Origin of the sequence: Ensifer adhaerens (assembly GCF_001270265.1) — a bacterium.
GTDB classification, from domain to species: domain Bacteria; phylum Pseudomonadota; class Alphaproteobacteria; order Rhizobiales; family Rhizobiaceae; genus Ensifer; species Ensifer adhaerens_B.
On the sequence record NZ_LGAP01000043.1, the window covers coordinates 1 to 26,381 of the forward strand.

Genomic DNA, 26,381 nt, shown 5'->3' on the forward strand with positions numbered 1-26,381 from the left:
CCGGGAGCCTCCCACTACGAGGAGAATTACCGCCGACGCATCCTGACTAATCTCCAGCGGAGGGCAAAGTCGCTTGGGTATGTCCTACAGCCCGCGCCAACGCCCGCCTGATTGTTTCTTAGGAATGTCGCATATTTGGGCGCTGGACCGAGGCAGGGCACACTCTTCTGGACTGGGTCCATCACTCAACCGGGGCCGATCACTCGGAGTTCCATACCGCGACTTTCCCGGAACCTCCAATACCGTTGCGCTGATTGCCATCAGGACGCTGCGCTGGAACCGCTTCCTAAGCGGCGACACCCTCCAGCGTCATGATCCGCGTCTTGGCGCAGCGCTCGCGGATCGCCTTGAGACGTTGATATTCCGGCGAGTTGTACCACTCGAGCAAGGAATGCATGTCCGGGAACTCGACGATGACGAGCCGGTGCGGCTCCCAGTCGCCTTCGAGTACCCGGGTCGAGCCACCGCGGCCCAAATATCGACCGCCATAGCGCGCTTCCGTTGCCGGCACCTCCTGTATGTATTGCTCAAAGGCCGCGGCATCCGTGACCTCGACATCCGCAATCAGATAGGCTGCCATGGTAGATCTCCTTTCCACACCGGCGCTATCGAAGGATACGCTCGTTGGCCGTTCCGGGCGAGTTCGCTAGCGAACCCGGCAGACAAAGGGAGGCCTTTGCCGCCCTTCGTTTCTGCCATATGTTTTTGTTGAGCTATGTAATGTTATTTCGTAACAAAAGCGCATGACCAAAAGCCGCATGTTGATATGCCTTGCCCGAACCGTTCCGGCGGTTGTCACCTCCGCCGAAGTGTGCGACGAAGGCTTTGATGGTGCTGCGACCGCGACAATGCGGAAGCGGCTGAAAAGGGAACACGGAACGGACGACCCGAATGGGGCCGAAACCGTGGCTGCCCCCGCAACTGTGAGCGGAAAGCGCATTCACACCATGTCACTGGCGATCAGCCGGGAAGACGTGGATGCGCCGCGACCCGCGAGCCAGGAGACCTGCCATCGAACCGATCAACCACAACGGACGGGGTGTTCCGATGGAAAAGAACTGGTTTTTGCGCGACGGTCATCCGTCATCAGACCGCTTTGCCACATTCTCTCCGGACCAATCCGGCGGAGAAGAGATATGGCCAATCCGGCATCCCGACAGCATAAGATAACGGTCTGCACCGATTGCCGCTTCACCGGCGGCCCCTGCCGGCCGGGCGCGGATCTGATCCAGCGGCTGAACCGCAGCATCGCCGCGCTCGGCGAGCCGCTCGACCGGGATTTTTCCATCGCCGGGACGGTCTGCATGGCCGCCTGCACCAGGCCTTGCACCATCGCTTTCCAGGCAACGGGAAAGGCGACCTACCTCTTCGGCGATATCTCGCCGGAAGAAGATATCGACGATCTCGTTTCCTTCGCGACTGCTTATGCCGGGCGCAACGATGGCATGACGCGGGCGGCCGAGCGGCCGCGCGGGCTCAACGGCAAGACGCTGGCGCGCATTCCGGCAGCGCTGCTGGTCTCCGAAGACATTGGTGGGCATTTCCAATGAGCGCGCGGGAAGGGACGAGCCGATGAGCTGCACCGCGACAGGGGCCGGCCTTCGGGTCCGCGCCCTGGATTGGGGCCCGCGCCCGAACCTGCGGCTGGTCCGCGAGGTCGACTTTGCCATTGTGCCCGGCAGCCGCCTTGCCATTCTCGGCCCGAACGGCGCCGGCAAGACCTCGCTGCTGCGCTGCCTCTATCGCTCCGCCCAGCCGACGGCGGGCTCGATCGAGGTCGATGGCGTCGACATCTGGGCGATGACGGCGCGCGAGGCGGCCAAAATCATTGCCGTCGTGCTGCAGGAAATGCCCAGCGATTTTCCCTTCAGCGTGCGCGACGTGGTGATGATGGGCCGCATTCCCCGGCGGGAAGGCATGAGCGGCTGGACCGCCAGGGACCGTGAGACGGTGGCGCATGCGCTCGAGCATCTCGATCTCACCCACCTTGCCGGACGGCAATTCTCCACACTTTCGGGCGGCGAGAAGCAGCGGGTGCTGATTGCCCGGGCTCTGGCCCAGCAGCCGCGCATCATCATCCTGGACGAGCCGACCAACCATCTCGACATCCGCCACCAGCTCGAAATTCTCGACCTGTTGCAGACGCTGCAGCTGACGATCGTCACCACGCTGCACGACATCAACCTGGCGGCCGAGTTCGCCACCGACGTGGCGATCCTGACGGAGGGGCGCATGACGGCCTTCGGCTCGCCCGAAGACGTGCTCAACCCGCAGGCGCTTTCCGCCGCCTTCGGCGTTACCGCCACTGCCCACAACAATGCCGTTACCAGCGGTTCGCGCTTTTCCTTTTCACTCGCTCGACAGGGATCGATGCCATCATGAAGACCTTTTTCGCCAGCTCCGCCCTTTTGCTCCTGACGCTTGCCGCAACGCCGGCGCTTGCCTATCCCGTCACCGTCAAGAGCTGCAACCGCGAGGTGACCTTCGATGCGGCGCCCAAGCGGGCCGTCGCCAACGACGTCAACCTCACCGAAATGATGCTGGCCCTGAAGCTGCAGGACCGCATGGTCGGCTATACCGGCGTTTCCGGCTGGAAGACGCTGGATGAAAAGCTGCGCAAGGGCGTCAAGGCGCTGCCGGAGCTCGCGGAGAAATACCCGACCAAGGAAGTGCTGCTCAATGCCGACGCCGATTTCTATTTTGCCGGCTGGAACTACGGCATGAAGGTCGGCGGCGAGGTGACGCCGGAAACGCTCGCGCCCTTCAAGATCAATGTCTATGAGCTGACCGAATCCTGCATCCACATCATGGCCAAGGGCAAGCCTGTCATGGACGACATGTTCGTCGATCTCCTCAATCTCGGCCGCATCTTCGGCGTCGAGGACCGGGCTCAGGCGCTCGTCGACGGCTATCGCCGCGATCTCGACAAGATCACTGCGGGCATCGGCGGCATCGAGCGCCCGACCCGGGTCTTCGTCTATGATTCCGGTGAGGAGAAGCCGTTCACCTCGGGCCGTTTCGGCATCCCGACGGCGATGATCGAGGCGGCTGGCGGCGTCAACGTCATGGACGATGTCGAGAAGAGCTGGACGGAGATTTCCTGGGAGCCGGTGATCGACAAGAACCCGGAAGTGGTGGTGATCGTCAACTATGGCGAGGTGTCTGCCGAGCAGAAGATCGCCTTCATGAAGAGCAATCCCGCCTTTAGGAATATCGATGCCGTGAAGAACGACCGCTTCGTGGTGCTCGACTATGTCGAGGCGACGCCGGGTCCGCGCAACATCGACGCCATCGCGCGGCTCGCCAAGGCCTTTCACGCTCAGGCGATGTAACCGGGAACCTGCTGCACAATTCCTTAAGTCGGCATCGATTTAAGGAGGAAATTATGCAGCAAGTTTGGATGGTTACAGCTTCTTTGGCGCCGTAGCGGGAGCGTGCCTTGCGGCCTGCTTCCGCCCTTTCATCTGCAACATCTGACCAGGGACGGACTGTGAAGATCACGACCGCCTTTCTCGCGGCGCTGCTGCTGTTGTGCCTGACGATCACTGTCGCCGTCTCATTGGGCTCAGCGCCGATCCCGGTCTCGACCGTCTGGTCGATCATCGCTTCGAAACTGTCTCCCGGCAGCGTCGAGGTCGCCTGGTCGGCCGGCCGCGAAAGCATCGTCTGGGATGTGCGTCTGCCACGCGTCGTCCTTGCCGGGCTTGTTGGGGCCGGGCTGGCGCTGACCGGCGCCGTGCTTCAGGCCGTCACCCGCAATCCGCTTGCCGACCCGCATCTGCTCGGCGTCTCTTCCGGCGGCGCGCTCGGCGCAATCATCGCGCTCCTGCACACCGGCCTGATCCTCGGCCTTGCCACCGTGCCGCTGTTTGCCTTTGCCGGCGCGCTGGTCGCGACCGCGCTCGTGGCTCTCGTCACGCGGGTGCTCGGCACCAACGCCGACAGGCTGGTGCTTTCCGGCGTTGCTGTCGCCTTCACCTTGACGTCGATCGGCAACCTGATGATTTTCCTTGGCGATCCAAGGGCGGTGCACACCGTGATCTTCTGGATGCTCGGCGGCCTCGGGCTCGCGCAATGGCCGCACCTTATCTATCCCGCCGTGGTGCTGGCCGCCTGCCTTAGCTATCTCGTGCTTCGAGCGCGCGAGATCAACGCACTTGCCATGGGCGACGAGACGGCAACGACGCTCGGCATTCCCGTCCGCCGGTTTCGCCTCGTGCTCTTCGTCGTCACGGCACTTCTGACCGGGGTCATGGTCGCCTTCTCCGGCGCGATCGGCTTCGTCGGGCTGATGGTGCCGCATTTCGTGCGGCTGTTTGCCGGCAGCGACAATGTCCGGGTCATCCCGCTTTCCGCCCTCGTCGGCGCGCTGGTGCTGATCTCGGCCGATCTCGTTGCCCGCGTCGTCATGGCGCCCGAGGACATGCCGATCGGCGTCGTCACCGGGCTTGTCGGCGGCATCGCCTTTATTGCCATTCTGAAGCGGCGCGCGTAATACCAGCGCAGGTTGGTATTAGCCATCTGCATCGAAAGATGCGATTGCCGCCTATTTCCAGGGTCAGGAACTCAAGTCCTGATCCCGGGGTCAGGACCCTAGGCCCTGATCCCGAGGTCAGGACCCTCGGCCCTGATCCCGAGGTCAGGACCCTAGGCCCTGATCCCGAGGTCAGGACCCTAGGCCCTGATCCCCGGGGCGATCGTCCCCACTGCGACATGAGGAGCGAATGACCTATCAAGCTGAGGCCTGCACCCCGGATGAAGTGCTGAAATTCTGGTTCGAGGAACTGTCGCTCGACCATTGGTTCAAGCCGACGCGCGAACTCGACGAACATTGCTTCCAGCGCTTCCAGTCATCGCACCTCGCGCTTGCGCGGGAGATCGGCGACGTCTGGCGGGCGACCCCGGAGAACCGGCTGGCGGCGATCGTGCTTCTCGATCAGCTGCCGCGCAACATGTATCGCGCCACGCCGCTCGCCTTTGCGACCGATGGTCTGGCGCTCCGGGAAGCCAAGCTCGCCGTCGGCGCCGGCGCCGACATGGCGGTTCGTCCGGAATGGCGGGCGTTCTTCTACATGCCCTTCGAGCATTCGGAGAACTTGACGGACCAGACCATGGCGTTGAAGCTCTTCACCGAGCTCGGCGATCCCATGTATATCGACTATGCGATCCGGCACCGCGAGGTGATCGAGAAATTCGGCCGCTTCCCGCATCGCAACGCCTTCGTCGGGCGGACGTCGACGGCGGCCGAACTGACTTACCTGGCGCAGCCGGGCGCAGGATTCTGACGGTTTGAGGGGCGGCGAAGGCATGATTTCCCATGCCTTTGCATCTTTCCGCCGTCTTTCGTATTCAAACCGCATTGTGACGACCGCCAGGGGCGATTCCGCATCCGGGGCGTGGTTTGGGCTTTTGAGGGTTTTGAAATTGCATTTCGTGGGAAAGTTGCTCGCTGTTTCTGTCTGCCTGCTTTCGCTGGCCGGTGCCGGCGCCGTCGTGGCGCAAGATGCCCAGCCGGCGCAGACGACGACGCAACCTGCCCAGACGCCTGCTCAAGCCCCGGCCCAGAGCAATAATCAGCCGGCGCAGAACGGCGCCCAGCCCGCCCAGGGCGGCGCGCCTGCGCAGAACGTGCAGCCGGCCGCCGATGATGGCAAGGCGCAGCCGGCACCGAATGCGCAGCAACCCGCAGGCGGCGCGGCGCAACCCGCCCAGAATGCGCCGACACCCGTGCAGGACGCGGCGCAGTCGAACGACGCCACTATTGCGGCCGATGCCGGCCAGAGCCAGACGGCGGAGCAACTGGCCAATGCCGGCAAGGAACTGAAGCGGCTGAGGGACCTTATTGCCAAGGCCAGTGACGACGACATCGCGCTTGCCGAACTCAAGGTGCAGGTCGATGCGGTCGGCAAGCAGATCATCTCGACCTCGATCGCCACGCGCCCGCGGCTGGACGAGATCAAGGCGCGGCTGACCGAACTCGGCGATCCGCCGGGCGAGGGGCAGCCGCCGGAAGCCGACATCGTGACCGCCGAGCGCAAGCGGCTGCTTGCCGAGCGCGGCGAGATCAATGCGCTGACCGGGGAGGCCGAGAGCCTTTCCGTCCAGGCGACGAAGCTGTCGAACGGCATCACCGCCACCCGGCGCGCGCTGTTTTCCAACACGCTGTTGAAGAACACCGATGTGTCGATCGAGATGTTCGATGAGGCGCTGTCGGCGACGGCGAATGAAACCAAGGTGCTGTCGCGCAGCACCATGAGCTGGCTGACCTTCGTCTGGAACTACAAGCGGATTCCATTGCTGACCGCGATCTTCCTGTCGATTTGTGCGGCAATGGTCTTCCTCGTCGGCAGCAACAAGCTGTTTTCGCCCTATATCCATCACGACAAGTCCGATGAGGAACCAAGCTATTTCCGGCGCCTGTCGGTTGCCTTCTGGTCGACGCTCATTCCGACCATTTCGACCGGTGCCTTTGCCGTATCGAGCTTCTTCTTCCTGCACAGTTTCAATGTGCTGCGTTCCGATATCACGCCGATCATCGCGATTGCGCTTGCGGTGACTGTGGTCGGGTTCTTCGTCACCACGCTCGCCAATGCGGTGCTGTCGCCGTGGGATTCGCGGTGGCGCCTGGTGCGCGTATCGGACCGCGGCGCCAAGGTGCTGTTGATCACCATCTTCGCCATGGCGCTGGTCAACGGCCTGGACTACATGTTCGGCGGCGTCAGCGAGGCGCTCGGCTCGCCCGTCGTGCTGACGGTGGTGAAGAGCTTCATCGCCTCGGTCGTCATCGGCCTGATCATCATTGCCTCCGCCTGGATCAAGCCGACGCTCAAGCGCGACGAGCCCTTCGATGCGCCGGGCCGCCCCTGGCCGCGTATCGTCTCTATCGGGCTGATGCTGACCGGCGCGTCGCTGATCATCGCGGCTGCTTCCGGCTATGTCGGCCTGTCCCGCTTCATCGCCACTCAGATCATCATCACCGGCGCCATCCTCGTGATGATGTATATCGGCTTCCTCACCGGCAAGGCGGTCTCTCGTCAGGGTGCCTTTGCCGAAACCTTGGCCGGGCGCTATCTCGAACGCCGCTTCAAGCTGGAACAGGTCGGGCTCGACCAGGTTGGCCTGATGGCCGGCCTCGGCATCTACGCGCTGGTGATCCTGTTCTTCATCCCGCTGATCCTGCTGCAGTGGGGCTTCCAGGTCGCCGACATCGAATCCTGGACCTATCGCGCCGTCACCGAGATCAAGATCGGCACCATCACCATCTCGCTCATGGGCATCATGGCGGGCGTCCTGTTCTTTGTGCTCGGCTATATCGTCACCCGCTGGGTGCAGCGCTGGATCGACGGCAACGTCATGGCGCGCAGCCGGGTGGATGCGGGCGTCAGGAACTCGATCCGCACCGGCATCGGCTATATCGGTGTCGGGCTTGCCGGCCTGATCGGCGTTTCGGCGGCCGGCATCGATCTTTCCAATCTCGCGCTTGTCGCCGGTGCCCTCTCGCTCGGCGTCGGTTTCGGCCTGCAGAACATCGTCTCGAACTTCGTCTCGGGCCTCATCCTTTTGGTCGAGCGCCCGTTCAAGGTCGGCGACTGGATCGTCAGCGGCACGACCGAGGGCTTCGTCAAGCGCATCTCGGTGCGAGCCACCGAGATCGAGACCTTCCAGCACCAGTCGATCATGATGCCGAACTCGCTGCTGATCAACGCGTCGGTGGGCAACTGGACCCACCGCAACAAGCTCGGCCGTTCGGAGATCGCGGTGACCGTCACCTATGCCAGCGACCCCCGGCGGATCATGGATCTGCTCGCCGAGATCGCCGGCGCCCACCCGATGGTGCTGAAGAACCCGTCGCCAACCGTCGGCTTTACCGCGTTTGGCGAAGAACGCATGACCTTCGAGCTTAGGATCTACGTGGCCGATGTGCTCACCGGCGGCGGCGTGCGCAACGACCTTCGTGTCGCCATCTACGAGCGCTTCCGCGACGAGGGCATCGGCGCGCCGTTCCCGCTGAAGATCGAGGATGTGCCGATCGAGGACCAGACCGGCATCGAGAGCCACGAACCGGAGACGGTCGGCGAGCCCAAGGGCGCAACGTCGGCCGAGGCGAGGGCTGCTGCCCCAAAGAAAGAAGCTGCCTCCGCCGCACCGCTTGACGAAGAAAGTGAAGAGGAAGGCGGCAAGCGCCGCGCTTCCAGCCGCCGCTCAAACCCCAACCGCTGATAAACGGAGCGTTCAGCCGCTATTCAGCCTGCCCGCGATAAAAAGCATGCAATTCTTCTTTTGACGGTCTAGGCTGTCACGGGCTGAAGAGGTGGCCGGAGCCACCGTCGCAATCCGACGGGGCGGCTGGCTGGACAAAAGGGCGGCGCCGCGGGCGACGATGGGCGATGAAGACATTTGTGATTGCTTTGCTTTCCGGCGTGCTGGCGGCAGCGGCGGTTTCGGCCGCGACTGTCACGAACAAGGATGGCGAGACTGCTGTTCTGGTTGTCGTCGAGGGTGAAAGCCGCATGGAAGTGGCGATCGACGCCGGCGCCACGGAGATGATCTGCCCCAGCGGCTGCTTCGTCACCACACCGAGCGGCGACCGCATCGGCCTGCAGGGCGACGAGAATGTCGAGATCGTCAACGGTTCGGCGATCGTCAAGTAAAAGCACCTCTTCATAACGGAATTTCGAACGGCGTCGGGATCACCCGGCGCCGTTTCCGTTTCGAGCGATCGTCGGCAGGCAAGCCGGCGGGTTTCCTGAGAAGCGCTCTCGTACTGGCGCCTGCTGCACGGCTGTGAAAATTGACGTCCACGGTGCCGTAAACCGAAAGGGCTAGAACGCCCTAATCCCATTTGGCAATTGAATGAAATGCCGCCATGGCCCGTTAATCCAGGGACGAGCCCTACACGTGTTTTCGTGCAGAACGGGTGTTGGAGTGGCGGGCCGACCGCATTGACAGGGTCGGCAATGGACCGCACCCTTCAGACCATCGGCGGATGCGCGGCGGCGGGGCAGGCGACTTACTACAGCGCCGCGTGTATCATCGTACGCGCAAAGGTCGCTGTAGCGCTTTGAATTGCTGCATGTTTTTATCCTTAAATCGGCAACGGTTTAAGGAAACAGGCAATAGGGACATGGATGGGCATGTCCGGGGGGTATGACATGCATTGCCTTCGCATGGTCATGACGGTCTTCCTGGTGCTGATCTGTTCGCAGGCGCTTGCCGAAAAGCGGGTGGCGCTGGTCATCGGCAATTCGGCCTATCAGCATGTGCCGACGCTGCCCAACCCCGACAACGATGCCGGCGACATGGCGGCCAAGCTGAGAGATCTCGGCTTCGAGGTCGTCGTTGGCCGCGACCTCGATCTTGCCGGCGTCCGCAACACGATCCGTGATTTCGTCGGCAAGCTCGACGGCGCCGACCTGGCGCTGTTCTACTATGCCGGGCACGGCCTGCAGGTGAACGGCGAGAATTACATCGCTCCTGTCGATGCCAAGCTTCTTTCCTATATCGACCTCGAATTCGAGGCGGTGCCGATGAACCTGATCCTTTCGGCGATGGAGCGCAGCACCCGGGTCAATCTGGTGTTTCTCGATGCCTGCCGCGACAACCCGCTGGCGGTCAATCTTGCTCGTTCGATGGGCACGCGCTCCAGCTCGATCGGCCGGGGGCTGGCAAAGGTCGGCACCGGCATCGGCTCCTTGATCGCCTTTGCCACCCAGCCCGGCAACGTCGCGCTCGATGGCGCCGGGCGCAACTCGCCCTTCACTGCCGCTCTGCTTCGCCATCTCGGCAAACCGGGGCGGGACATTACCCGCGAGTTGATCGACGTGCGCCGCGACGTGCTGGAGGCGACCGGCGGCAAACAGGTGCCCTGGGACAATTCCTCTCTGACCGGCGAGGTGGTGCTGAAGCCGTCGACGACGCCGGAACCCGCCGCATCGGGCGTGAGCGGCAAGAGCGACAATGCCGCCGAGCTGGCCTATTGGGACACGATCAAGGATTCGAGCGACCGGGACCTGTTCGACGCCTATCTGCAGCAATATCCCGCCGGTACGTTCGTTTCTCTGGCCAAGGCGAAGATCAGGATCATCGAGCGTGCGGCGGGCGAGGCGGCTGCAACCGAGCAAGTGGCCGCACTGACACCGCCGACCACCGAAACGCCGGTGCTTGAAACGGCCGAGACCGACCGCGAACTGGTACGCTCGATCCAGAAGGAGCTGAACCGCGTCGGCTGCCGCGCCGGCAGCGAAGACGGGCTCTGGGGTTTGGGCAGCCGCCGGGCGCTGGAGCAGTTCGCCAGGCTCAGCAAGGTCGAGCTTGCGGCCCTCGAACCGTCTGGTGACGTGCTGGTGCGGCTGCGGACGCAGAAGGCACGGATCTGCCCACTCGTCTGCGCCCAGAACCAGCAGCTGAGGGGTGGTCGCTGCGTCGACATCAAGCGCGATGCGAAGCTGCCGGAGCCATCGACGACGCGCAGCACCGGCGAGACGCCGGCCAAAAAGACACCATCGAACGCCATCACTGCGCCTGATGACGCCAAGCGAAAGAGTTTTGCTGGCTGCCCGGCCAGCGCCCAGCTCGCCGCCCGGCAGACGTTGGAGCGCGGCACGGGGCGCGGACGCACGGTGAGATCGGCCACGCATTCCTGTGGCCGCACCTTCGTTTGCCGCCGGGCCGCCCGTGGGCAGCCCTGGGATTGCGACTGGCGGTGAGTGCACCGCGCAAGCCGTCATGGTCACGAGACGACCAGAGCGGCGGGTGACATGACAGCGCCGCGCGCCAAGTATGGCGTGCCAAGGACGCTGTAACGCTATAAATTTGCTGCATAATTTTCTCCCTAAATCGGCTCCGATTTAAGGAATTATGCAGTAGAGCGTTTCCGGTACCGACGGAATCGTGGAAACGCTCTATCTCTTTGTTTGTACGCAATTCCGGACGCAGAACCGCTCTGCACTTTTGCTGGAATTGCTCTGGGAGGAGGACGGTTGTCCATGGTGAATGAGCTTCCTGCACTGCGCCCGGGGGACGCCGCCCCAGCGTTTTCGCTGCCCGCAGCCAATGCCGAGGACGCGGTCTCGCTTGCGGGCCTGCGTGGCCGGCCCTTCCTTATCGGGCTGTTTCGCGGTCTGCATTGTCCGTTCTGCCGGCGTCAGCTGCGGCAGTTTTCCGCGCTCCAGCCCGCCTTGCTCGAGGCGGGCGTCGAGACGCTGGCCGTGATCAACACGCCGGTGGAGCGGGCGCGGCTCTATCTCCAGTTCCAGCCGACGCCGGTGACGGTGCTGTGCGATCCAGAGTGCCGCACGCATCGCGACTTCGGCGTGCCACGCGTCGTCTTCGCGGCAGCCGACAGCGAGGAGAAGCCGCAATGGCCCTTCCACACCACCTTCGAACAGTTCGCCGCCGCGCGTATCAACCCGTTCGGCGAAATGGCCGAGCCGACGCAGCCGATGGAGGCCAATACCGTGCTCAATGCCAAGGATGGCTTCGAGCTGCTGGACGTCGACCGCTCGATTTTTGAGAACCACGGCACCCAGCTCGTCGGCCATTTCCTCGTCGATGCATCGGGCAGCATTGCCTGGGCTGAGGTCGAGGCGCGCAACGGCCCGGAGGGCCTCGGGACCTTTCCGACTGCTGAGCGGATCATCGCCGCCGCAAAAGATATCGCGATTTCTTCAGCCAAGTAGGGCACGGCGATGATGGACGCCGCCGTGGCGAAAGCGACGGCCTCCTGCATGCGCGATGTTTCAGTCGCGCCGATGACCGAAGCTTGATCTAGCGCTGCCTGAGTGGCCGGCACACGGCTGCATTTCGGGGCTTGATTTTACCGCCGCAATCGCAACGATCCGGCTACCTTCAAACACTGCTCGCCGCCAGAGGATGCACCCCATGAAACTGCAGCTGATCCGCAACGCCACCCTGAAGCTCGACTATGCCGGACGCACCGTCCTGATCGATCCCTATCTGGCGCCGAAACACAGCCTGCCATCCTTCGCCAATCGGTCGGAAAACCCGATGGTCGAACTGCCTGTCGCGATCGAGACGATCCTTGATGGCGTCGAGCTGGTCATCGTCTCGCACCTGCATTCGGACCATTTCGACAGCGTGGCCAAGGAGCGCCTGCCGAAGCATCTGCCGATCTTCTGTCAGCCAGGCGACGAAGGGGAGATCCGCGCGGCGGGTTTTACCGATGTTACCCCGCTCACCGATCGCGCCAGCTGGCAGGGGCTGACGCTGACGCGGCGCGAAGGCAGCCACGGTCTTGGGCCGGTCGTCGAGCTGATGGGCCCGGTCATGGGCTTGACGCTTGAGGGCGAGGGCGAGCCTTCGGTCTATTGGGCCGGCGACACCGTACTCTATCCACCGGTGGCAAGCGTGATCGCCGAGACGAGGCCGGACATCATCGTCACCCATTCCTGCGGCGCGCGCTGGGACGGCGACCTGATCGTCATGGACGCGCAGGAAACCGTCGCCGTCTGCGAAACGTCAGGCGATGCGGTGGTCGTCGCCACTCACATGGAGGCGCTCGACCACGCCACGATCAGCCGGCGGGATCTGCGCGCGGCGGCCGAGGCGCGCGGCATTTCCGCGGCGAAACTGCTGATCCCGGCCGATGGCGATGTGCTGGTGCTGGACAAGTCCGCGAAGTGATTGGCTCGCCCCAGCGTCTGCCGTTGTCACACTGTCCTTTCGATAGGAGACGCGCTTCACGGACGATGGGCCGAGCCCCGCTGCCCGGCGATCAGTCTTAGCCACGGCCCGGAATGGAAGGCACTCATCAGCCCGTACATTGCGACCATTCCCGTCAGCGGAGACGCCGGCGAGGCTGTGCAGAGCATGCCCTGCTCGCCGGCACTCAGGATGCCGGTCAGCAGCGCCATGATCGCGAAGGTCGGACTGGCGAGGAGTGAAAGCCGATCGGCCAAACCAAGCGCTATCGCGCTTCGCCACCCTTCAATCGTTCCGGTTCTGTGCGACGACATTTTCGGCTATCCATTCGTTGGTCGGTGTTGTGGGGCGCGTGGCTATCCTTCGGTTACAGTTAGCGCCGGGTGCCGAGAGGACGGGAGTTACAAGTTTGGCGGGATTGCCATGGACTCACTGATCACGGCTGCAGCGCGGGCGCTGGCGGCAGGCGATCCGCTCGGCGCGCTGAAACGCGTAGCACTTCGCGACGACGCGCCGGCGCTGGCGCTGCGCGGGATCGCGATGGCGCAGCTCGGTGATTTCACGCGCGCAAAGGTTTTGCTGAAAAGCGCTGCTCGCGCGTTCGGTCCGAGGGAGGCGGTGGCACGGGCGCGATGTGTCGTCGCCGAAGCCGAGATTGCGCTCGTTTCGCGCGATCTCGGCTGGCCAGCGAAGGCGCTCGATACGGCGCGCATGACGCTCGAGGCCCACGGCGATCGCGCCAACGCGGCTCACGCGCGCAATCTCCAGGTCCGCCGTCTGGTGCTGATCGGCCGCCTCGACGAGGCCGAGCGGGCGCTTGCCGGTTTCGACCCGGCGCCGTTGCCGCCCGCGTCGCGGGCCGCCCATGCTCTCATTGTTACGGGCATCGCCATTCGGCGCTTGCGCACCAAGGTGGCGCGTCAGGCGTTGGTGCAGGCCCGAGAGGCGGCGCGCGAAGCGGGTGTCCCGGCACTGATCGCCGAAGTCGAAGGCGCATCTCTCGCCCTCGACACACCGGTTGCACGCCTGATCGCCCGTGGCGAGGAGAGGGCGCTGTTGCTCGAGGAGGTCGAGGCGCTGCTGGCGTCCGGCGCACTGGTCGTCGATGCATGCCGCCATGTCGTGCGGGTAGATGACAGGATCGTGTCGCTCGCGACGCGCCCGGTTCTCTTTGCGCTCGCCCGGACGCTGGCCGAAGCCTGGCCCGGGGATGCGCCGAGGAGCGTGCTTCTCGCCCGCGCCTTCCGGGCCAGGCACGCCGATGAATCGCACCGCGCCCGGCTGCGCGTCGAAATCGGGCGGCTTCGGGCAGAGCTACGGGATGTGGCAGAGGTAAGCGCGACGGCGCGCGGTTTTGCGCTCATGCCGCTGCACGCCCGGGAGGTCGCCGTGCTGACGCCACCAGCCGAAGGACAGCATGGCGCGGTGCTTGCCTTTCTCGCCGATGGCGAGGCGTGGGCGAGCTCGGCGTTGGCGATTGCGCTTGGCGCCAGCCCGCGCACGGTGCAGCGGGCGCTTGACGCACTTAGCGCCGCCGGCAAGGTGCAGTCGATCGGGCAGGGGCGCGCGCGCCGCTGGATGATGCCGCCGATGCCGGGTTTCCCGACAGTGTTGTTACTCCCCGGTCCGCTGCCGAGCGATTAGGATGAAATGATGAAACGAAGCTCCGCCGAAATTCTCCGCGAATATGGCCCCTTTCCCGGTGCCGACCACGTGCATGGCGTTACCTTCGACGGCCATCACGTCTGGTTTGCCTCCGGCGATAAGCTGAATGCGCTCGACCCCGAGAGCGGGCAGACGGTGCGCTCCATCGAGGTCGCCGCCCATGCGGGCACGGCGTTTGACGGGCAGCACCTGTTCCAGATCGCCGAGGATTGCATCCGGAAGATCGATCCGAAGACCGGCCGCGTGCTTTCGACGATCCCGGCTCCGGGCAATGGCGGCGATTCCGGCCTTGCCTGGGCGGAAGGCACGCTCTGGGTGGGGCAGCATCGGGGTCGAAAAATCCATCAGATCGATCCGGAGACGGGGGCCATCCTACGCACGATCGAGTCCAACCGCGTCGTCACCGGCGTCACCTGGGTCGACGGCGACCTGTGGCACGGCACCTGGGAAGGGGACGACAGCGATGTCAGGCGCATCGATCCGCAAACGGGCGAGGTGCTGGAGAGGCTGGACATGCCGGCCGGCACGGGCGTGTCGGGGCTCGAGGCCGATGGCGGCGATCGCTTCTTCTGCGGCGGCGGCGCAAGCGGCAAGGTCAGAGCCATCCGTCGGCCGAAGCGAACTGCCGCAGCCAACCGCAGTGCCAGCAGCAAATAGTCCATCCTCATCCTAGGGGCGCCGATCGCACTGAGCCGCTCATCGAGCGCTCGGCAACGCCCCTCAAGGTATCGCGAAAATGCTGATCTCGTTGGTGATGCCGCGCAGCGTGACGTTGTGGGTCATCGGGTTGAGGCCGCGGTCGCTGAGCAGGTCGGCGGCGGCCGGATGCTTGAGCACCGCGCTGGTGGCGAAGATCTCCTGGGCGGTGGCGAGGTGCTGCACCCGCGAAGCGATGTTGACCGTCTGGCCGAAATAGTCCTGCCGTTCGTTGAGGCTGACGGCGATGCAGGGCCCTTCGTGGATGCCGATCTTCAACAGGAGGTCCTCGCTGCTGCGCTCCTGGTTGAGCTGGCGCATGGCGTCGCGCATCCGCATGGCCGCGGCAATGGCGCGGTCCGGTGTCGGGAAGGTTGCCATCACGGCGTCGCCGATCGTCTTGACCACGGCGCCGGCCTCGGCGGCCACGATCTCGTTGAGCACGCTGAAATGGGTCTTCACCAGGTCGAAGGCGGCGAGGTCGCCGACGCGCTCGTAAAGCTCGGTCGAGCCGCGCAGGTCGGTAAACAGGAACGTCAGGCTGGTGATCTTAAGGCGCTGATCGACGTCGATCGTATCGGTGCGATAGATGTCGCGGAACGTCTGGTTGGAGAGCAGCCGCTTGGCCGTCAGGAAGGGGCGCCGGCGCCCGAGCAGCGCATGCAGCGCTTCGCCGGCGATGCAGACGCTCGGCAGGGTGCGCACCTCCGCATGGTTTTCCACCTGGATGCGCAGCGGCCCCGGCTGCAGGCTGATGGTCTCGTTGTGCCGGTGCGTGCGGTCGAACACCAGGGACAGGTTTCGTTTTTCCTTCGTCGGCTCTCCCGATACGTCGAGGAACTGCGCCGCATGGGTCACCGGCTCGAAGATGATGACGAACTCCGCCGGAAGCTGCAGCGCGATGACCGCCTTTTCACCGGGCGGCAATTCGAGCGTCTCGATAAGGAACTCCTCGACCTTTTCCTCGAAATCATCGTCCGGCAGGTCGACGCCGGACCCCCAGTAGATCTGGCGGAAATATTCGGCGGCCGGCAGCTCGTGCGGATTGTGGGCCTCGATATGGCGGACACGCGGGCTGACGGTAAAGGTGACCTCGATCATCTCGTCCAGCGTCGGCTCATAGCCGGCGGCGCAGAGCGCGCAGGTATAGGCCTCGCTCTGCACGGTTTTCAGCGACGTGTTGGCGTCGAGCACGCCGCCGCAGCCAGGGCACAGCACATTCCAGGACAGCTCGAACAGTCCGAGGCGCGAGGCGTGCAGGAAGCCGGCGATGGTTTTTTCTTCGTCCAGCCCGTATTCGGCGGCAAAGGCGAGCGCATTGATGCGGCCGAGCTTGCGGTCCGGCGCGTCGCGCACGTGCCGCTCGAGGGCATCGGCGAAGGCGGGTGCCACCGACTGGCGCAGCACGTCGAAGAGGGCCTGGGTTTCGCTCATGGTGGTATCTTATACTGAAACAGGCACGCGGTCAGCGCCTTGTCTTGGGCGCGCTGAGAAGCTCAACCGGCTCTTCGACCAGCCGATGGGAGCCGGTGCCGCGTCGACGCTTTTGCCAAGGTCAACTCTGCTCCAGGGCCGTCTCGTTGGCCCCTTTGCGCTTGGCCTGAAGCATCTTATTCTAAGAGGGTGTAGGCCGCGGGAGCGTTGAATGTCGGTACGGCCGTTCTCGAAGATTTCTGCGCCGCTCGGCGGGCTGCTCGCCGCGGTCGGGCTTGTGGCGGTCGCTGCACTCACCACACCGGACATGACCGGACGAACCAGGCTCAATTTGGAGGTCCTGCTCGCTCTCATCTGGGCCATCTATGTCCTGCAACTGATCGATACGCTGATCGCGCAGCGCGCGAGAGACGTTCGCGACAGTCTGCCGGCGGTTGCTATCGATGTGCTTGCTGTCTTGGTTCCTCTCGCCGCGGTGCTGTTCGTCGGCACGCGCGATCAGAGCCTCTACTGTGCCATCTGGCTGCTGAAGCCTCTGCGCGGATCGCCCTTCTTCCGGCTTATGGGCAGGGTCCTGAGCAAACAGGCACGTAACCTGATCGGCATCACCTCGATCTTCGGCATCGTTCTTTTCGGCGCGGCGCTCACGGCCTATCTCATCGAGCGCGACGTCCAGCCGGACACGTTCGGCAGCATCCCCCAGGCGATGTGGTGGGCGGTGGTGACGCTGTCGACCACCGGCTATGGCGACAAGATTCCGCAAAGCTTCGCCGGCCGCGTTCTTGCCGGGCTGGTCATGATGTGCGGCATCGGCATCTTTGCGCTCTGGGCCGGCGTCCTCGCCACCGGCTTCTACGAAGAAGTCCGTCGCCGGGACTTCGTGCGCAATTGGCAGTTGGTGGCGGCCGTGCCACTGTTTCAGAGGCTTGGCTCGGCCGCGCTCGTCGAGATCGTGCGGGCGCTGAGGCCCCGCGTCGTGCCGGCGGGCGCTGTCATCTGCCGCAAGGGCGAGACCGGCGACCAGATGTTCTTCATCGTCGAGGGTCGCGTCAGCATCGCGACACCGAACCCGGTGGAGCTTGGCGCCGGCAGCTTCTTCGGCGAGATGGCGCTGATTACGGGCGAGCCCCGTTCGGCGACCGTCAGCGCGGCGACCGAGGTCTCGCTGCTGTCGCTGTATTCGGAGGATTTCCAGATGCTGTCCAGCAGCAACCCGGAGATCGCGGAGATCATCCGCAAGACCGCGCTCGAACGGCGCGGCGCGACGCCGAAGGCTTGACGGACCTGTATGGCCATTGGGTCTTATACCAAGTCTCGATGATAGAAACCTATAGGATGGTCCATGGCTGATCTCTGGCTAGGCGCGGTGCGCAGGTCGATGCTGACGCATCGGGCAAGCATCGCAACGACGCCAGAGATCAGCCATGGACCACCTTCGGCAGGCTTCTCGGGCTTTCTGGCGGCGTCGAGATCCTTGACCGATGCATGAGCATCGCTCCGCGGACCTCTCCTGGCCAGAAAACCCGATCGAGCCTGTCCTATAGGTTCCTATCACCGAGACTTGGTATTATGCCCAGACCCGAACGCAAGCGCGCCTAAGCGGCCATTTCACCGCCCGCTCATTAACAGCCGGGAAAGTCTTTCTCCTCTAGCATGGCTTCGGGGACACTCTTTCTTATAGGCGATCAATGTCATTTTTCGGCGTTTCCGGAATGTACTATTCCGGTGAATCTCTTGCTGAGCACCGCATCGTGCTTGCCGAGGACTCCAACCTGTTTTCGTCGATGGTCTCGAAGCGGCTGAAAGAGCTGTTCGACATCGACGTCATCGTCTGCCGTGACTATGACGATCTGCAGTTTGCCGTCGAAAATGCGACGTTTCCGGCGTCGCTGGCCATTTCCAACATCAATCTGCCCGGCGCCGAAAATGGCGAGGCGCTCAACTATCTCATCGAGATGAGCGTGCCGACCGTGGTCTTCACCGGCTCGTTCCAGGAATCGACGCGCGAGAAGATCCTGGCCATGGAGATCGTCGACTACGTCATCAAGGACAGCGTCTTTGCCGTCGACATGCTGGCGGAATCGGTTTGCCGGTTCCTCACCAACCACAAGCACCATGTGCTGATCGTCGATGACAGCCCGACGGCGCGCGCGCTTCTGACGACGCAGCTGAAGCGCTACAACTTCCGCACCAGCTCGGCCGAGAACGGTGCCGTTGCCCTCGAAATCCTCAAGAACAATCCCGATATCGGCCTCGTCATCACCGATTACAACATGCCCGATATCGACGGCTTCGAGCTGACGCGGCGCATCCGCAGCGCCTATGGCCCGCATCAGCTGCGCATCATCGGCGTTTCGTCCTCGACCAACCGGCTCCTGTCGGCGCGCTTCCTCAAGGCCGGCGGCAACGACTTCGTCGTGCGCCCCTTCGTCAACGAGGAGTTCTATTGCCGCGTCAACCAGAACCTCGACACGCTGACCAAGATCAAGACCTTGAGCGAAAAGGTAAAAGTCCCGGCGTAGGCCGGCGGCCGATCCCGCCGCGCTCGCCGGCTGAAGGGTCAGCGGGCACAGCGCCTGGACCTTGACCGCCGCCTTCGATTGAAGACGATGGCGCTCTTCCGTCGGGCATTCGCGCCGGCGCCATTGCAGCTTTCCTGCGCTTGCGACCCGCAAAATTGCCCGGGTCGCAAGAAAAGACTCCTTACGGTTGCCGCATTAACGAAATTGCAATCCGGACCGTCTTCAATCGGCCGCAATAAAAAGTGGGGAACCCGGTCACGCCTGGTCATGCCAAGACGAAACGTCTGGCGCGATCCGTGCCGGGTATATCAGTATATTGGGAGCCAGCGTCACCCTCCAGGGGACAGCACGCCTGCGGCTCGAAATCGGGATTTGCAGGGACGTGAGATTGCGCCGCACGCCGGGTCGGATGAATTCTGTGCAGAAGCACAGCGACAAGCGCATGCTGCTCATCGAAGATTCCCGCATGTTTGCCACCGCGCTGAAATACGGCCTGGAGACGGTGCATGGCATCCGGGTCAGCCATTGCGCCTCGCTGGAAGCTTTGCGTCAGGAGATCGCGGCAGCGCCTGACAGCTTCTCGCTTGCCGTGCTCGACCTCAACCTTCCCGACGCGCCCAATTGCGAGGCGCTCGACTTCATCCTCGCCAATCATGTGCCGGCCGTGGTCTTCACCACGGCGTTCAACGACAGCACGCGCGAGCAGATCCTCGGTCGCGGCGCGCTCGATTGCGTCATCAAGAACCAGCCGGAATCGATCAATCTGCTGATCGGTGCCGTCGACCGGGCTTTGACCAACGGCAAGACGACAGTGCTGCTTGCCGATTCCGACACGCCGTCGCGGGCCGAGCTTGCCGACATCCTGCGCCGGCAACGGATTTCGGTCTGCGAGGTCGCTTGCGCCGCCGATGCGCTGCAGGTGCTTGATTCCGGCGAGGCGATCGATCTCGTCATCACCGATCTGGACCTTGCCGACATGACCGGCGCGGCGCTGCTTGCCGAAGTGCGCCGGCGCCAGGGCGACGAGGCGTTGCCGGTGATCGCGCTTTCCGACAGCGGCGACCGCCGGATCGGTGCGCGTTTCCTCGAGGCGGGTGGTACCGACTTCATCCAGAAACCGTTCCTGGAAGCCGAGTTCAACGGTCGCATCGCCCATGCCGCCGGTATCCAGAAACGGCTGCAGACGCTGCAGCGCCAGGCGGCGAGCGATTATCTCACCGACATCTACAACCGCCGCCATTTCTTCCTGACCGGCCCGCGCCTGGTCGAGCAATGCCTGCGCCGCGGCGAGACGACCGCGATCGCCATTCTCGACATCGACCATTTCAAGCGGCTGAACGATACCTATGGCCACGAGATCGGCGACGTCGTCCTGAAGCATGTCGCAAAACGGCTGACGACGCTGGTCGGCGACGAACACCTGCTCGCCCGTCTCGGCGGCGAGGAGTTCGGCATCCTGTTCAACGGTTTCGACGTCCAGCGCGCTTTCGCCTTCTGCGAGAAGCTTCGCATCGAGCTGTCAAAATCGCGCATCGTTGCGGACGACGAAGAACTGTCGATCACTGTGTCGATCGGCCTTGCGACGATCGAGGCGCCGGAATCCTTCGAGAACTATCTGCATGCGGCCGACCAGTTTCTCTACATGGCCAAGCATGCCGGGCGAAACCGGGTGATCTCCGAGCTGGCGCTGCTGGATGCGCTGGCGTCGTAATTGGCAGCAATCTGCCGTTTTTCTGACGGTCCGGCGGGCGGATTTGTTCTCGCATAACGGCGCGGTAGCGTTTCTTGCCGGTGTGCCCGCAATAAATCCCTGGGCGTTGTCGGCCCTGACATCGGCGAAACGTCCTCTAGTTAGCTGGACATGTTGCAGCTATGCGAAGAGGAGTCTGCAGATGACGAATGTCGTTTCAAACCTCTGGTTCGAGAAAGACGCGCTCGACGCCGTCGAGTTCTACATCTCGGTCGTCCCCAATTCGGCGATCATCCGCACGACGACGCTGCCGGCGGAGTCGCCGAGCGGTCCGGCCGACAGCGTCAAGTTGATCGAGTTCACGCTGGGAAACCAGCAATTCATGGCGCTCGAAGCCGGGCCGCTCGACCCGTTCAATCATGCCTTCTCGATCGTGATCCAATGCGACAGTCAGGAGGAGATCGATCGTCTCTGGAATGCGCTGCTCGAAAACGGTGGTGAGCCCGAGCAGTGCGGCTGGATCCGGGATCGTTGGGGGCTCTGCTGGCAGATCGTGCCGAGGGCGCTGGGCGACATGATCGCCCATTCCGACCGTGATCGCGCCAGGCGGGCGGCGGAGGCTATGCTCGGCATGATCAAGCTCGATATCGCCGCACTCGAACGCGCGTTCCATAGCCACGGGTGAAGAGCCGCCGGGGGAAAGCCCGGTAGGGAGGGGCAAGGGCTGAAGGTTTGACCGGCGCAGCGACACCGGTCTTGGCCCCTGTTCGGACGACACGGTGCGGGCTATTTCCTTGCCTGTGGATAAATCGTCTCGCCGCGCTTCAGCATCTCGACGAAGGTCTCGATCTTTTTCCGGCGCCCGGCCTCCGTCTTCATGTTGTGGGTGCGGAAGGCGAGCGCGAAGCGGTTCTGCTCGCTCAGCTTTGTCAGCATTTCGCGGGCCAGAGGCTCGGCGTCGATGGCCGCCTGCAGGTCGTCCGGGATCTTCATGTCCTTGCCGCTGCCATAGGCGCGGTCCCAGCGGCCATCGGCCTTGGCGGCTTCGACCTCCTTCAACCCGTGCGGGGTCATCCGGCCCTCGGCGATGAGCCTTGTGACATTGTCGACGTTGATCTGGCTCCAGATGCTTTTCTTGCCGCGCGGGGTGTAGCGCTGCAGGAAGCTCCGGTCGTCGAGGCCCTTGCGCACGCCGTCGATCCAGCCCCAGCACAGGATCACGTCGATCGCTTCCTTCGGCGTGATCGATTTCAGCCCGGAGCTTACCTTGTGGATCTTGATCCAGACCTCGGTTTCGCTGGCATGATGGGCGCCGAGCCAGGTGTAGAAGCGCTCCGCGTCCTCGAATTCGTGGACCTTGTCGGGATCGATAATCACGGGTGCCATAGGGCAAATTGCTCCTGATCGTGGGGCTCTGAGCTCAAACGGAACGCTGCGGCGTCCCGTGATTCCCAGGGCCGTGACATTCAAGGCAAAATCGCGAGTGCGCAAGCCGGCCGGCGGATCGAGTGGTTCTGCACGGTGCAGGCACGGTGAACTCTGCTCCCGTCATCCTCGGGCTCGATCCGAGGATCCATCTACGACATAAGGGACACTATTGCGCCCACGACCTGGATGCTCGGGTTAAACCCGAGCATGACGGCGAGGAGAATTGCCTGCGACTGCCCCCAGGATCCTGTCGGTGGAACAAAAGGGCGGATAATTCCGCATCTGAACCGTTGCCATGCAGATGCCCGAGCTCTTCTCCCGTCATCGTCGGGCTCGATCCGAGGATCCATTTTACGGCGCAAAGGGCGCTATCGTGCTGGCGACTTGGATGCTCGGGTTAAACCCGAGCATGACGGCGAGGAGAATTGCCTGCGACTGCCCCCCGGATCCTGTCGGTGGAACAAAACGGCGGATGATTCCGCATCTGAACCGTTGCCATGCAGATGCCCGAGTTCTCCTCCCGTCATCGTCGTGCTCGATCCGAGCATCCATTTTACGGCGCAAAGGGCGCTATCGTGCTGGCGACTTGGATGCTCGGGTTAAACCCGAGCATGACGGCGAGGGGAATTGCCTGCGACTGCCCCCCGGATCCTGTCGGTGGAGCAAAAAGGCGGATGATTCCGCATCTGAACCGTTGCCATGCAGATGCCCGAGTTCTCCTCCCGTCATCGTCGGGCTCGATCCGAGGATCCATTTTACGGCGCAAAGGGCGCTATCGTGCTGGCGACTTGGATGCTCGGGTTAAACCCGAGCATGACGGCGAGGGGAGCCTGCGACTGCCCCCCGGATCCTGTCGGTGGAACAAAAGGGGCGGATGATTCCGCATCTGAACCGTTGCCATGCAGATGCCCGAGCTCTCCTCCCGTCATCCTCGGGCTCGACCCGAGGATCCATCTGCGACACAAGGGACGCTTTTTCGCCCGCGACCTGGATGCTCGGGTTAAACCCGAGCATGACGGAGCGGAAGGCTGGCGACTCCGTAGCGCCGCAGCTTGTTTCCAGCAAAAAGGGCGGAAGACCCGCCCTTTTGTGTGGTCGTACAGTTCCTACCGCGCCATCTGCAGCGTCAGCTTGCGGTCGGCGCGCTCCTGCTGCGGCGAGCGGTTGTAGAGTTCGCGATAACACTTGGAGAAGTGCGACGCGGAGACGAAGCCGCAGGCGACGGCCACTTCGACCACCGGCATCGAAGACTGGATCAGGAGGTGGCGAGCCCGGTCGAGCCGGATTTCCAGATAGTAGCGGGCAGGGGAGCGACCCATTTCCTGGCGGAACAGCCGTTCGATCTGACGGCGCGACAGGTCGGCGCCCTCGGCGATCTCCAAGAGCGACAGCGGTTCGGCAAGGTTACCTTCCATCAGTTCGATGATCGACAGCACCTTGGCGTTCTGGACGCCGAGACGGGCGCGCAGCGGCAGTCGCTGGCGATCGTGGGGCCCACGCACGCGGTCGGTCAGCGCCTGTTCGCAGACGCGGTTGACGAGATTCTCGCCGAAATCCTGGTCGATCAGGTTCAGCATCATGTCGAGCGAGGCGGTGCCGCCGGCGCAGGTGTAGATGTTGCTGTCGATTTCATAGAGGTCGGCATAGACGTCGACCTGCGGGAAGTTCTCGGAGAAGCCCGGCAGGTTTTCCCAATGAATGGCGCAGCGCTTGCCCGTCAAGAGGCCGGCCGATGCCAGCACATGGGCGCCGGTACAGAGGCTGCCGACGGCGACGCCGCGGTTGTAGACCTCGCGTAGCCAGGCATTGACGGACTTGTTGTTGAAATCCTCGACATAGATGCCGGAACAGACCAGCACCATCGACGGACGGTTTTCCCCACCGAGGAACTTGCGTTCGTCGGCCAGCGACGAGTTGACCTCAAGGGCGATGCCGCTCGAGGAGAGAACCTTTTCGCCGTCGGTCGATGTGAGGCGCCATGTATAGGCCTCATAGCCGAGCATGCGGTTGGCGATGCGGAGCGTTTCAATGGCGGCCGAAAACGGCAGCATGGAAAAGTTCGGCACCAGGAAGAAGACGAGAGAACGCTTTTTGGTCAAGGGCTTGTTCATGTGGCTTCCCATGCTTGGCGATGCCGTATATTCGTCGCTTGGAAGATACCTTCCGGCTTGTCTGTTTGCGACATTGGCATGGAAAGCAGCGACCGCAAAGACATTTCGCATTGCGACATGGGGCGGGAAAGCCGCTGCCGAGCCGGCTTTGCGGCTTTTGTAAGGAATGCGACAGATTTGCCGGCGCGACTGACGTAATCTGACAAGAAACGCCAGAGGTGCGTAATTTTCGCAAAGAACGCCTTTGGGTTGTGTTTGCCGATTGCGACGCGCGAATGGTGGGAATGCCAGGTGTCGGTATCGGACAAATTCTCCCGAAGAACGGTTCACGGCGTTTTAGCGCCCGGCTGTATCCGCCAAGGCCTTCAAGAGAAGCCGCAAAAGAAGAAGGGCACCGCCTTCTCGACGGTGCCCTTCAGCGGTTCGCACTCGGGGTCTTGGGTCCCCGAGAACAGGTCAGTCGGTCATTCATTGTTCCGTCTTGTGCACCGCATCGTCGACGGAGGGAAAGCCGATGTCCTTCATCGTGTCGTAGGACAGATTTTCAAGCGCACGTTCGTTGGCATAACGCTTCCAGGCAGCCCAGGCGCGTGCACGAAGATTGAAGAGACCCGGGATGGACGAGTGGGAGGATGCCCGCTCCGAGGTCTGGGATAGATGGATAGTAGACATTTCATGGCTCCTTCTGAGTGCCTCAGAGGTCGCGACCACGATCTATATATGTCGCAACCCTAATCATCATTCAAACGAATATGTTTGATGTCTTTCATCAAACATGGTGATCAATCAGCGTCTCGCCAAAGATGAGGTCGTTGCGGACCCGTTTGGGTAGTTTCGCCAATTCGCGTTGGGCTTCCACCCGATTCCGGGCGATGCGTTTTGCCAGTCGTTTTCGCGCAATGCCGTCGATCAGCGATTGCACACGGGAGAGCAACGACAGCACGAGATCGCCGTCGGCATTGGCCTGTCTGGCAGGCAGGGTATCTGCCATTCGCACGGCATGGTCGGGAGTGCGGTTCATCTTGGGTTTCACCTTGCTCACGTGCCGGATGTCCTGCGGGGCAGCGAAGACCATTGTTGTCGCGGACATGACTGGTTTCCTTCCTTACCGTCCTTGCAACTTGACTATCGGTCTTTGTTGATGTTCAATCAAACGAAATGGATTGAAGCAATCTGTCAGTTTTATTGAATAAGGATGCCGCCATGAACATGATGATGCGCCACGCGCTTCCGCTCCTGGAAATGGACGTGTTGAAGACTTTTGTCGCCATCGCCGAGACTGGCAACTTCACCACCGCGGCCGAAACGGTCTACCGCACGCCGTCGGCGGTTTCGATGCAGATCAAGAAGCTGGAAGAGTTGCTCGGATGTACGCTCTTCCTGCGCGATGCGCGCTCGGTGTCGCTGACGCCGAAAGGAGAGATGCTGCTGGGCTTTGCCCGACGCCTGCTGGCGCTCAACAACGAGACGGTGTCGCGCTTCCTGCTGCCCGACATGAACGGCGTCGTGCGCGTTGGCGCGCCCGAGGATGTCGGCGAGCGCATCCTGCCCGAAGTGCTGAAGCGTTTTGCCGAATCCTATCCGAATGTGACTGTCGACGTGTCGATCGGCATGAGCGGCGCCATGCGCAAACGCGTCGACGAGCATCGCCTCGACATCGCCATCTTCAACAGCCTGACCGATGTTGCGCCGACGAACGGCGAGATCCTGATGCAGGAGAAGCTCGTCTGGGCCGGCGCCAAATGCGGCAATGCCCATCTTAGGGATCCGCTGCCGGTGTCGATGTGGGAGGATGGCTGCGTCTGGCGGGCCGATGCGGTGGAGAAGCTGTCGCGCGCTGGCCGCAGGTTCCGCATCGCCTTCCTCAGCGCCTACACGACCGGGCAACGGGCTGCAGTGCTGGCTGGCCTCGCCATCGCGCCGCTGCCGCGTTATCTCGTCCACGGCGATATGGTGCAGCTTGGCGAGCGCGACGGCCTGCCGGACCTTGGTCACTACGATATCGGCCTGCAGGTGATCGACGGCGCGTCGGCGCCGGTGCTGGCGGTGGCAGATCACGTTCGCGAAGCTTTCGCCGAATTGAGGATGCAGTCGGGAGAGGTGCGGCTTGCGTCAGCGGTTGCCTGACCGAGCGGCCGGCTCCGGCCCTATCGTCAACCATTGACCTTCACGCAG

Annotated in this window: 25 protein-coding genes and 1 riboswitch; of the genes, 17 read left to right on the forward strand and 8 right to left on the reverse strand. The window is 63.1% G+C overall.

All coding sequences use genetic code 11. The features are described from left to right. Positions 1 to 286 precede the first annotated feature (286 nt). On the reverse strand, positions 287 to 580 hold the full coding sequence (locus AC244_RS32155) for a DUF1330 domain-containing protein (RefSeq protein ID WP_053252889.1): 294 nt from the start codon (positions 578 to 580) through the stop codon (positions 287 to 289). Positions 581 to 812: 232 nt separating this feature from the next. Then, positions 813 to 1,029: riboswitch (cobalamin riboswitch) on the forward strand. A 107-nt stretch (positions 1,030 to 1,136) separates the two neighbouring features. Between AC244_RS32155 and AC244_RS32160 the strand changes: the two genes are divergently transcribed. From AC244_RS32160 to AC244_RS32205, 10 genes are all read left to right on the forward strand, one after another. Further along, the gene (locus AC244_RS32160; RefSeq protein WP_053252890.1) at positions 1,137 to 1,550 is read left to right on the forward strand and encodes a DUF1636 family protein; all 414 of its coding nucleotides are present in this window, start codon (positions 1,137 to 1,139) and stop codon (positions 1,548 to 1,550) included. Then, positions 1,534 to 2,382 carry an ABC transporter ATP-binding protein gene (locus tag AC244_RS32165; protein WP_234717096.1) on the forward strand — a complete coding sequence of 283 codons (849 nt, stop codon included), beginning with the start codon at positions 1,534 to 1,536 and terminating at the stop codon, positions 2,380 to 2,382. Before AC244_RS32160 ends, AC244_RS32165 begins: the two co-directional genes overlap by 17 nt. Next, entirely contained in the window at positions 2,379 to 3,332 is a 954-nt protein-coding gene (locus tag AC244_RS32170) for an ABC transporter substrate-binding protein (protein WP_053252892.1), read from the forward strand. Before AC244_RS32165 ends, AC244_RS32170 begins: the two co-directional genes overlap by 4 nt. A 164-nt stretch (positions 3,333 to 3,496) precedes the next feature. After that, complete coding sequence (locus AC244_RS32175) at positions 3,497 to 4,495, forward strand: FecCD family ABC transporter permease (protein WP_414735985.1); 999 nt, start codon at positions 3,497 to 3,499, stop codon at positions 4,493 to 4,495. A 229-nt stretch (positions 4,496 to 4,724) separates the two neighbouring features. Then, positions 4,725 to 5,285: a DUF924 family protein gene (locus tag AC244_RS32180; RefSeq protein ID WP_053252894.1), complete on the forward strand. Its 561-nt coding sequence runs from the start codon at positions 4,725 to 4,727 to the stop codon at positions 5,283 to 5,285. A gap of 73 nt (positions 5,286 to 5,358) precedes the next feature. Beyond that, positions 5,359 to 8,220: a mechanosensitive ion channel family protein gene (locus AC244_RS32185; RefSeq protein ID WP_321166247.1), complete on the forward strand. Its 2,862-nt coding sequence runs from the start codon at positions 5,359 to 5,361 to the stop codon at positions 8,218 to 8,220. A 167-nt stretch (positions 8,221 to 8,387) separates the two neighbouring features. Continuing rightward, positions 8,388 to 8,651 carry a hypothetical protein gene (locus AC244_RS32190; RefSeq protein ID WP_053252895.1) on the forward strand — a complete coding sequence of 88 codons (264 nt, stop codon included), beginning with the start codon at positions 8,388 to 8,390 and terminating at the stop codon, positions 8,649 to 8,651. 501 nt (positions 8,652 to 9,152) lie between these two features. Continuing rightward, positions 9,153 to 10,706: a caspase family protein gene (locus tag AC244_RS32195; protein WP_234717098.1), complete on the forward strand. Its 1,554-nt coding sequence runs from the start codon at positions 9,153 to 9,155 to the stop codon at positions 10,704 to 10,706. Positions 10,707 to 10,985: 279 nt separating this feature from the next. Further along, the gene (locus tag AC244_RS32200) at positions 10,986 to 11,678 is read left to right on the forward strand and encodes a redoxin domain-containing protein (protein ID WP_053252897.1); all 693 of its coding nucleotides are present in this window, start codon (positions 10,986 to 10,988) and stop codon (positions 11,676 to 11,678) included. A 202-nt stretch (positions 11,679 to 11,880) separates the two neighbouring features. After that, complete coding sequence (locus AC244_RS32205) at positions 11,881 to 12,642, forward strand: MBL fold metallo-hydrolase (RefSeq protein ID WP_053252898.1); 762 nt, start codon at positions 11,881 to 11,883, stop codon at positions 12,640 to 12,642. Between the two features lie 56 nt (positions 12,643 to 12,698). Here the strand turns inward: AC244_RS32205 and AC244_RS32210 are convergent, their stop codons facing one another. Further along, positions 12,699 to 12,974 carry a hypothetical protein gene (locus tag AC244_RS32210; protein ID WP_053252899.1) on the reverse strand — a complete coding sequence of 92 codons (276 nt, stop codon included), beginning with the start codon at positions 12,972 to 12,974 and terminating at the stop codon, positions 12,699 to 12,701. A gap of 109 nt (positions 12,975 to 13,083) precedes the next feature. On the opposite strand from AC244_RS32210, the gene AC244_RS32215 reads away from it, so the two are divergent. Next, positions 13,084 to 14,304: a hypothetical protein gene (locus AC244_RS32215; protein ID WP_053252900.1), complete on the forward strand. Its 1,221-nt coding sequence runs from the start codon at positions 13,084 to 13,086 to the stop codon at positions 14,302 to 14,304. Between the two features lie 9 nt (positions 14,305 to 14,313). Continuing rightward, a complete protein-coding gene (locus tag AC244_RS32220) occupies positions 14,314 to 14,982 on the forward strand; it encodes a DUF5074 domain-containing protein (RefSeq protein WP_053252901.1) in 669 nt (222 codons plus the stop codon). 63 nt (positions 14,983 to 15,045) lie between these two features. Here the strand turns inward: AC244_RS32220 and AC244_RS32225 are convergent, their stop codons facing one another. Next, positions 15,046 to 16,455: an adenylate/guanylate cyclase domain-containing protein gene (locus AC244_RS32225; protein WP_053252902.1), complete on the reverse strand. Its 1,410-nt coding sequence runs from the start codon at positions 16,453 to 16,455 to the stop codon at positions 15,046 to 15,048. Between the two features lie 211 nt (positions 16,456 to 16,666). Here AC244_RS32225 and AC244_RS32230 point away from each other — a divergent pair, with 211 nt between their 5' ends. From AC244_RS32230 to AC244_RS32245, 4 genes are all read left to right on the forward strand, one after another. Further along, positions 16,667 to 17,734 carry a cyclic nucleotide-gated ion channel gene (locus AC244_RS32230; RefSeq protein ID WP_053252903.1) on the forward strand — a complete coding sequence of 356 codons (1,068 nt, stop codon included), beginning with the start codon at positions 16,667 to 16,669 and terminating at the stop codon, positions 17,732 to 17,734. A 409-nt stretch (positions 17,735 to 18,143) separates the two neighbouring features. Beyond that, the gene (locus tag AC244_RS32235; protein WP_053252904.1) at positions 18,144 to 18,977 is read left to right on the forward strand and encodes a response regulator; all 834 of its coding nucleotides are present in this window, start codon (positions 18,144 to 18,146) and stop codon (positions 18,975 to 18,977) included. 409 nt (positions 18,978 to 19,386) lie between these two features. Continuing rightward, on the forward strand, positions 19,387 to 20,688 hold the full coding sequence (locus AC244_RS32240) for a sensor domain-containing diguanylate cyclase (protein ID WP_063934184.1): 1,302 nt from the start codon (positions 19,387 to 19,389) through the stop codon (positions 20,686 to 20,688). A 181-nt stretch (positions 20,689 to 20,869) separates the two neighbouring features. After that, positions 20,870 to 21,352 (forward strand): VOC family protein, encoded by a 483-nt coding sequence (locus AC244_RS32245; RefSeq protein WP_053252906.1) that lies wholly within the window; start codon positions 20,870 to 20,872, stop codon positions 21,350 to 21,352. 101 nt (positions 21,353 to 21,453) lie between these two features. On the opposite strand, the gene AC244_RS32250 is transcribed toward AC244_RS32245, so the two are convergent. The 5 genes from AC244_RS32250 to AC244_RS32265 form a co-directional block, all read right to left on the reverse strand. After that, complete coding sequence (locus AC244_RS32250) at positions 21,454 to 22,053, reverse strand: YdeI/OmpD-associated family protein (RefSeq protein WP_053252907.1); 600 nt, start codon at positions 22,051 to 22,053, stop codon at positions 21,454 to 21,456. A gap of 1,148 nt (positions 22,054 to 23,201) precedes the next feature. Further along, the gene (locus AC244_RS32255) at positions 23,202 to 24,206 is read right to left on the reverse strand and encodes a GlxA family transcriptional regulator (RefSeq protein WP_057210910.1); all 1,005 of its coding nucleotides are present in this window, start codon (positions 24,204 to 24,206) and stop codon (positions 23,202 to 23,204) included. Continuing rightward, a complete protein-coding gene (locus AC244_RS37775; RefSeq protein ID WP_152976204.1) occupies positions 24,203 to 24,514 on the reverse strand; it encodes a hypothetical protein in 312 nt (103 codons plus the stop codon). The genes AC244_RS32255 and AC244_RS37775 overlap by 4 nt, the downstream gene beginning before the upstream one ends. 160 nt (positions 24,515 to 24,674) lie before the next feature. Continuing rightward, entirely contained in the window at positions 24,675 to 24,878 is a 204-nt protein-coding gene (locus tag AC244_RS32260) for a hypothetical protein (protein WP_053252908.1), read from the reverse strand. 97 nt (positions 24,879 to 24,975) lie between these two features. Then, positions 24,976 to 25,296 (reverse strand): hypothetical protein, encoded by a 321-nt coding sequence (locus tag AC244_RS32265; RefSeq protein WP_053252909.1) that lies wholly within the window; start codon positions 25,294 to 25,296, stop codon positions 24,976 to 24,978. A 113-nt stretch (positions 25,297 to 25,409) separates the two neighbouring features. Here AC244_RS32265 and AC244_RS32270 point away from each other — a divergent pair, with 113 nt between their 5' ends. Further along, a complete protein-coding gene (locus AC244_RS32270; RefSeq protein WP_053252910.1) occupies positions 25,410 to 26,333 on the forward strand; it encodes a LysR substrate-binding domain-containing protein in 924 nt (307 codons plus the stop codon). Positions 26,334 to 26,381: the final 48 nt, after the last annotated feature.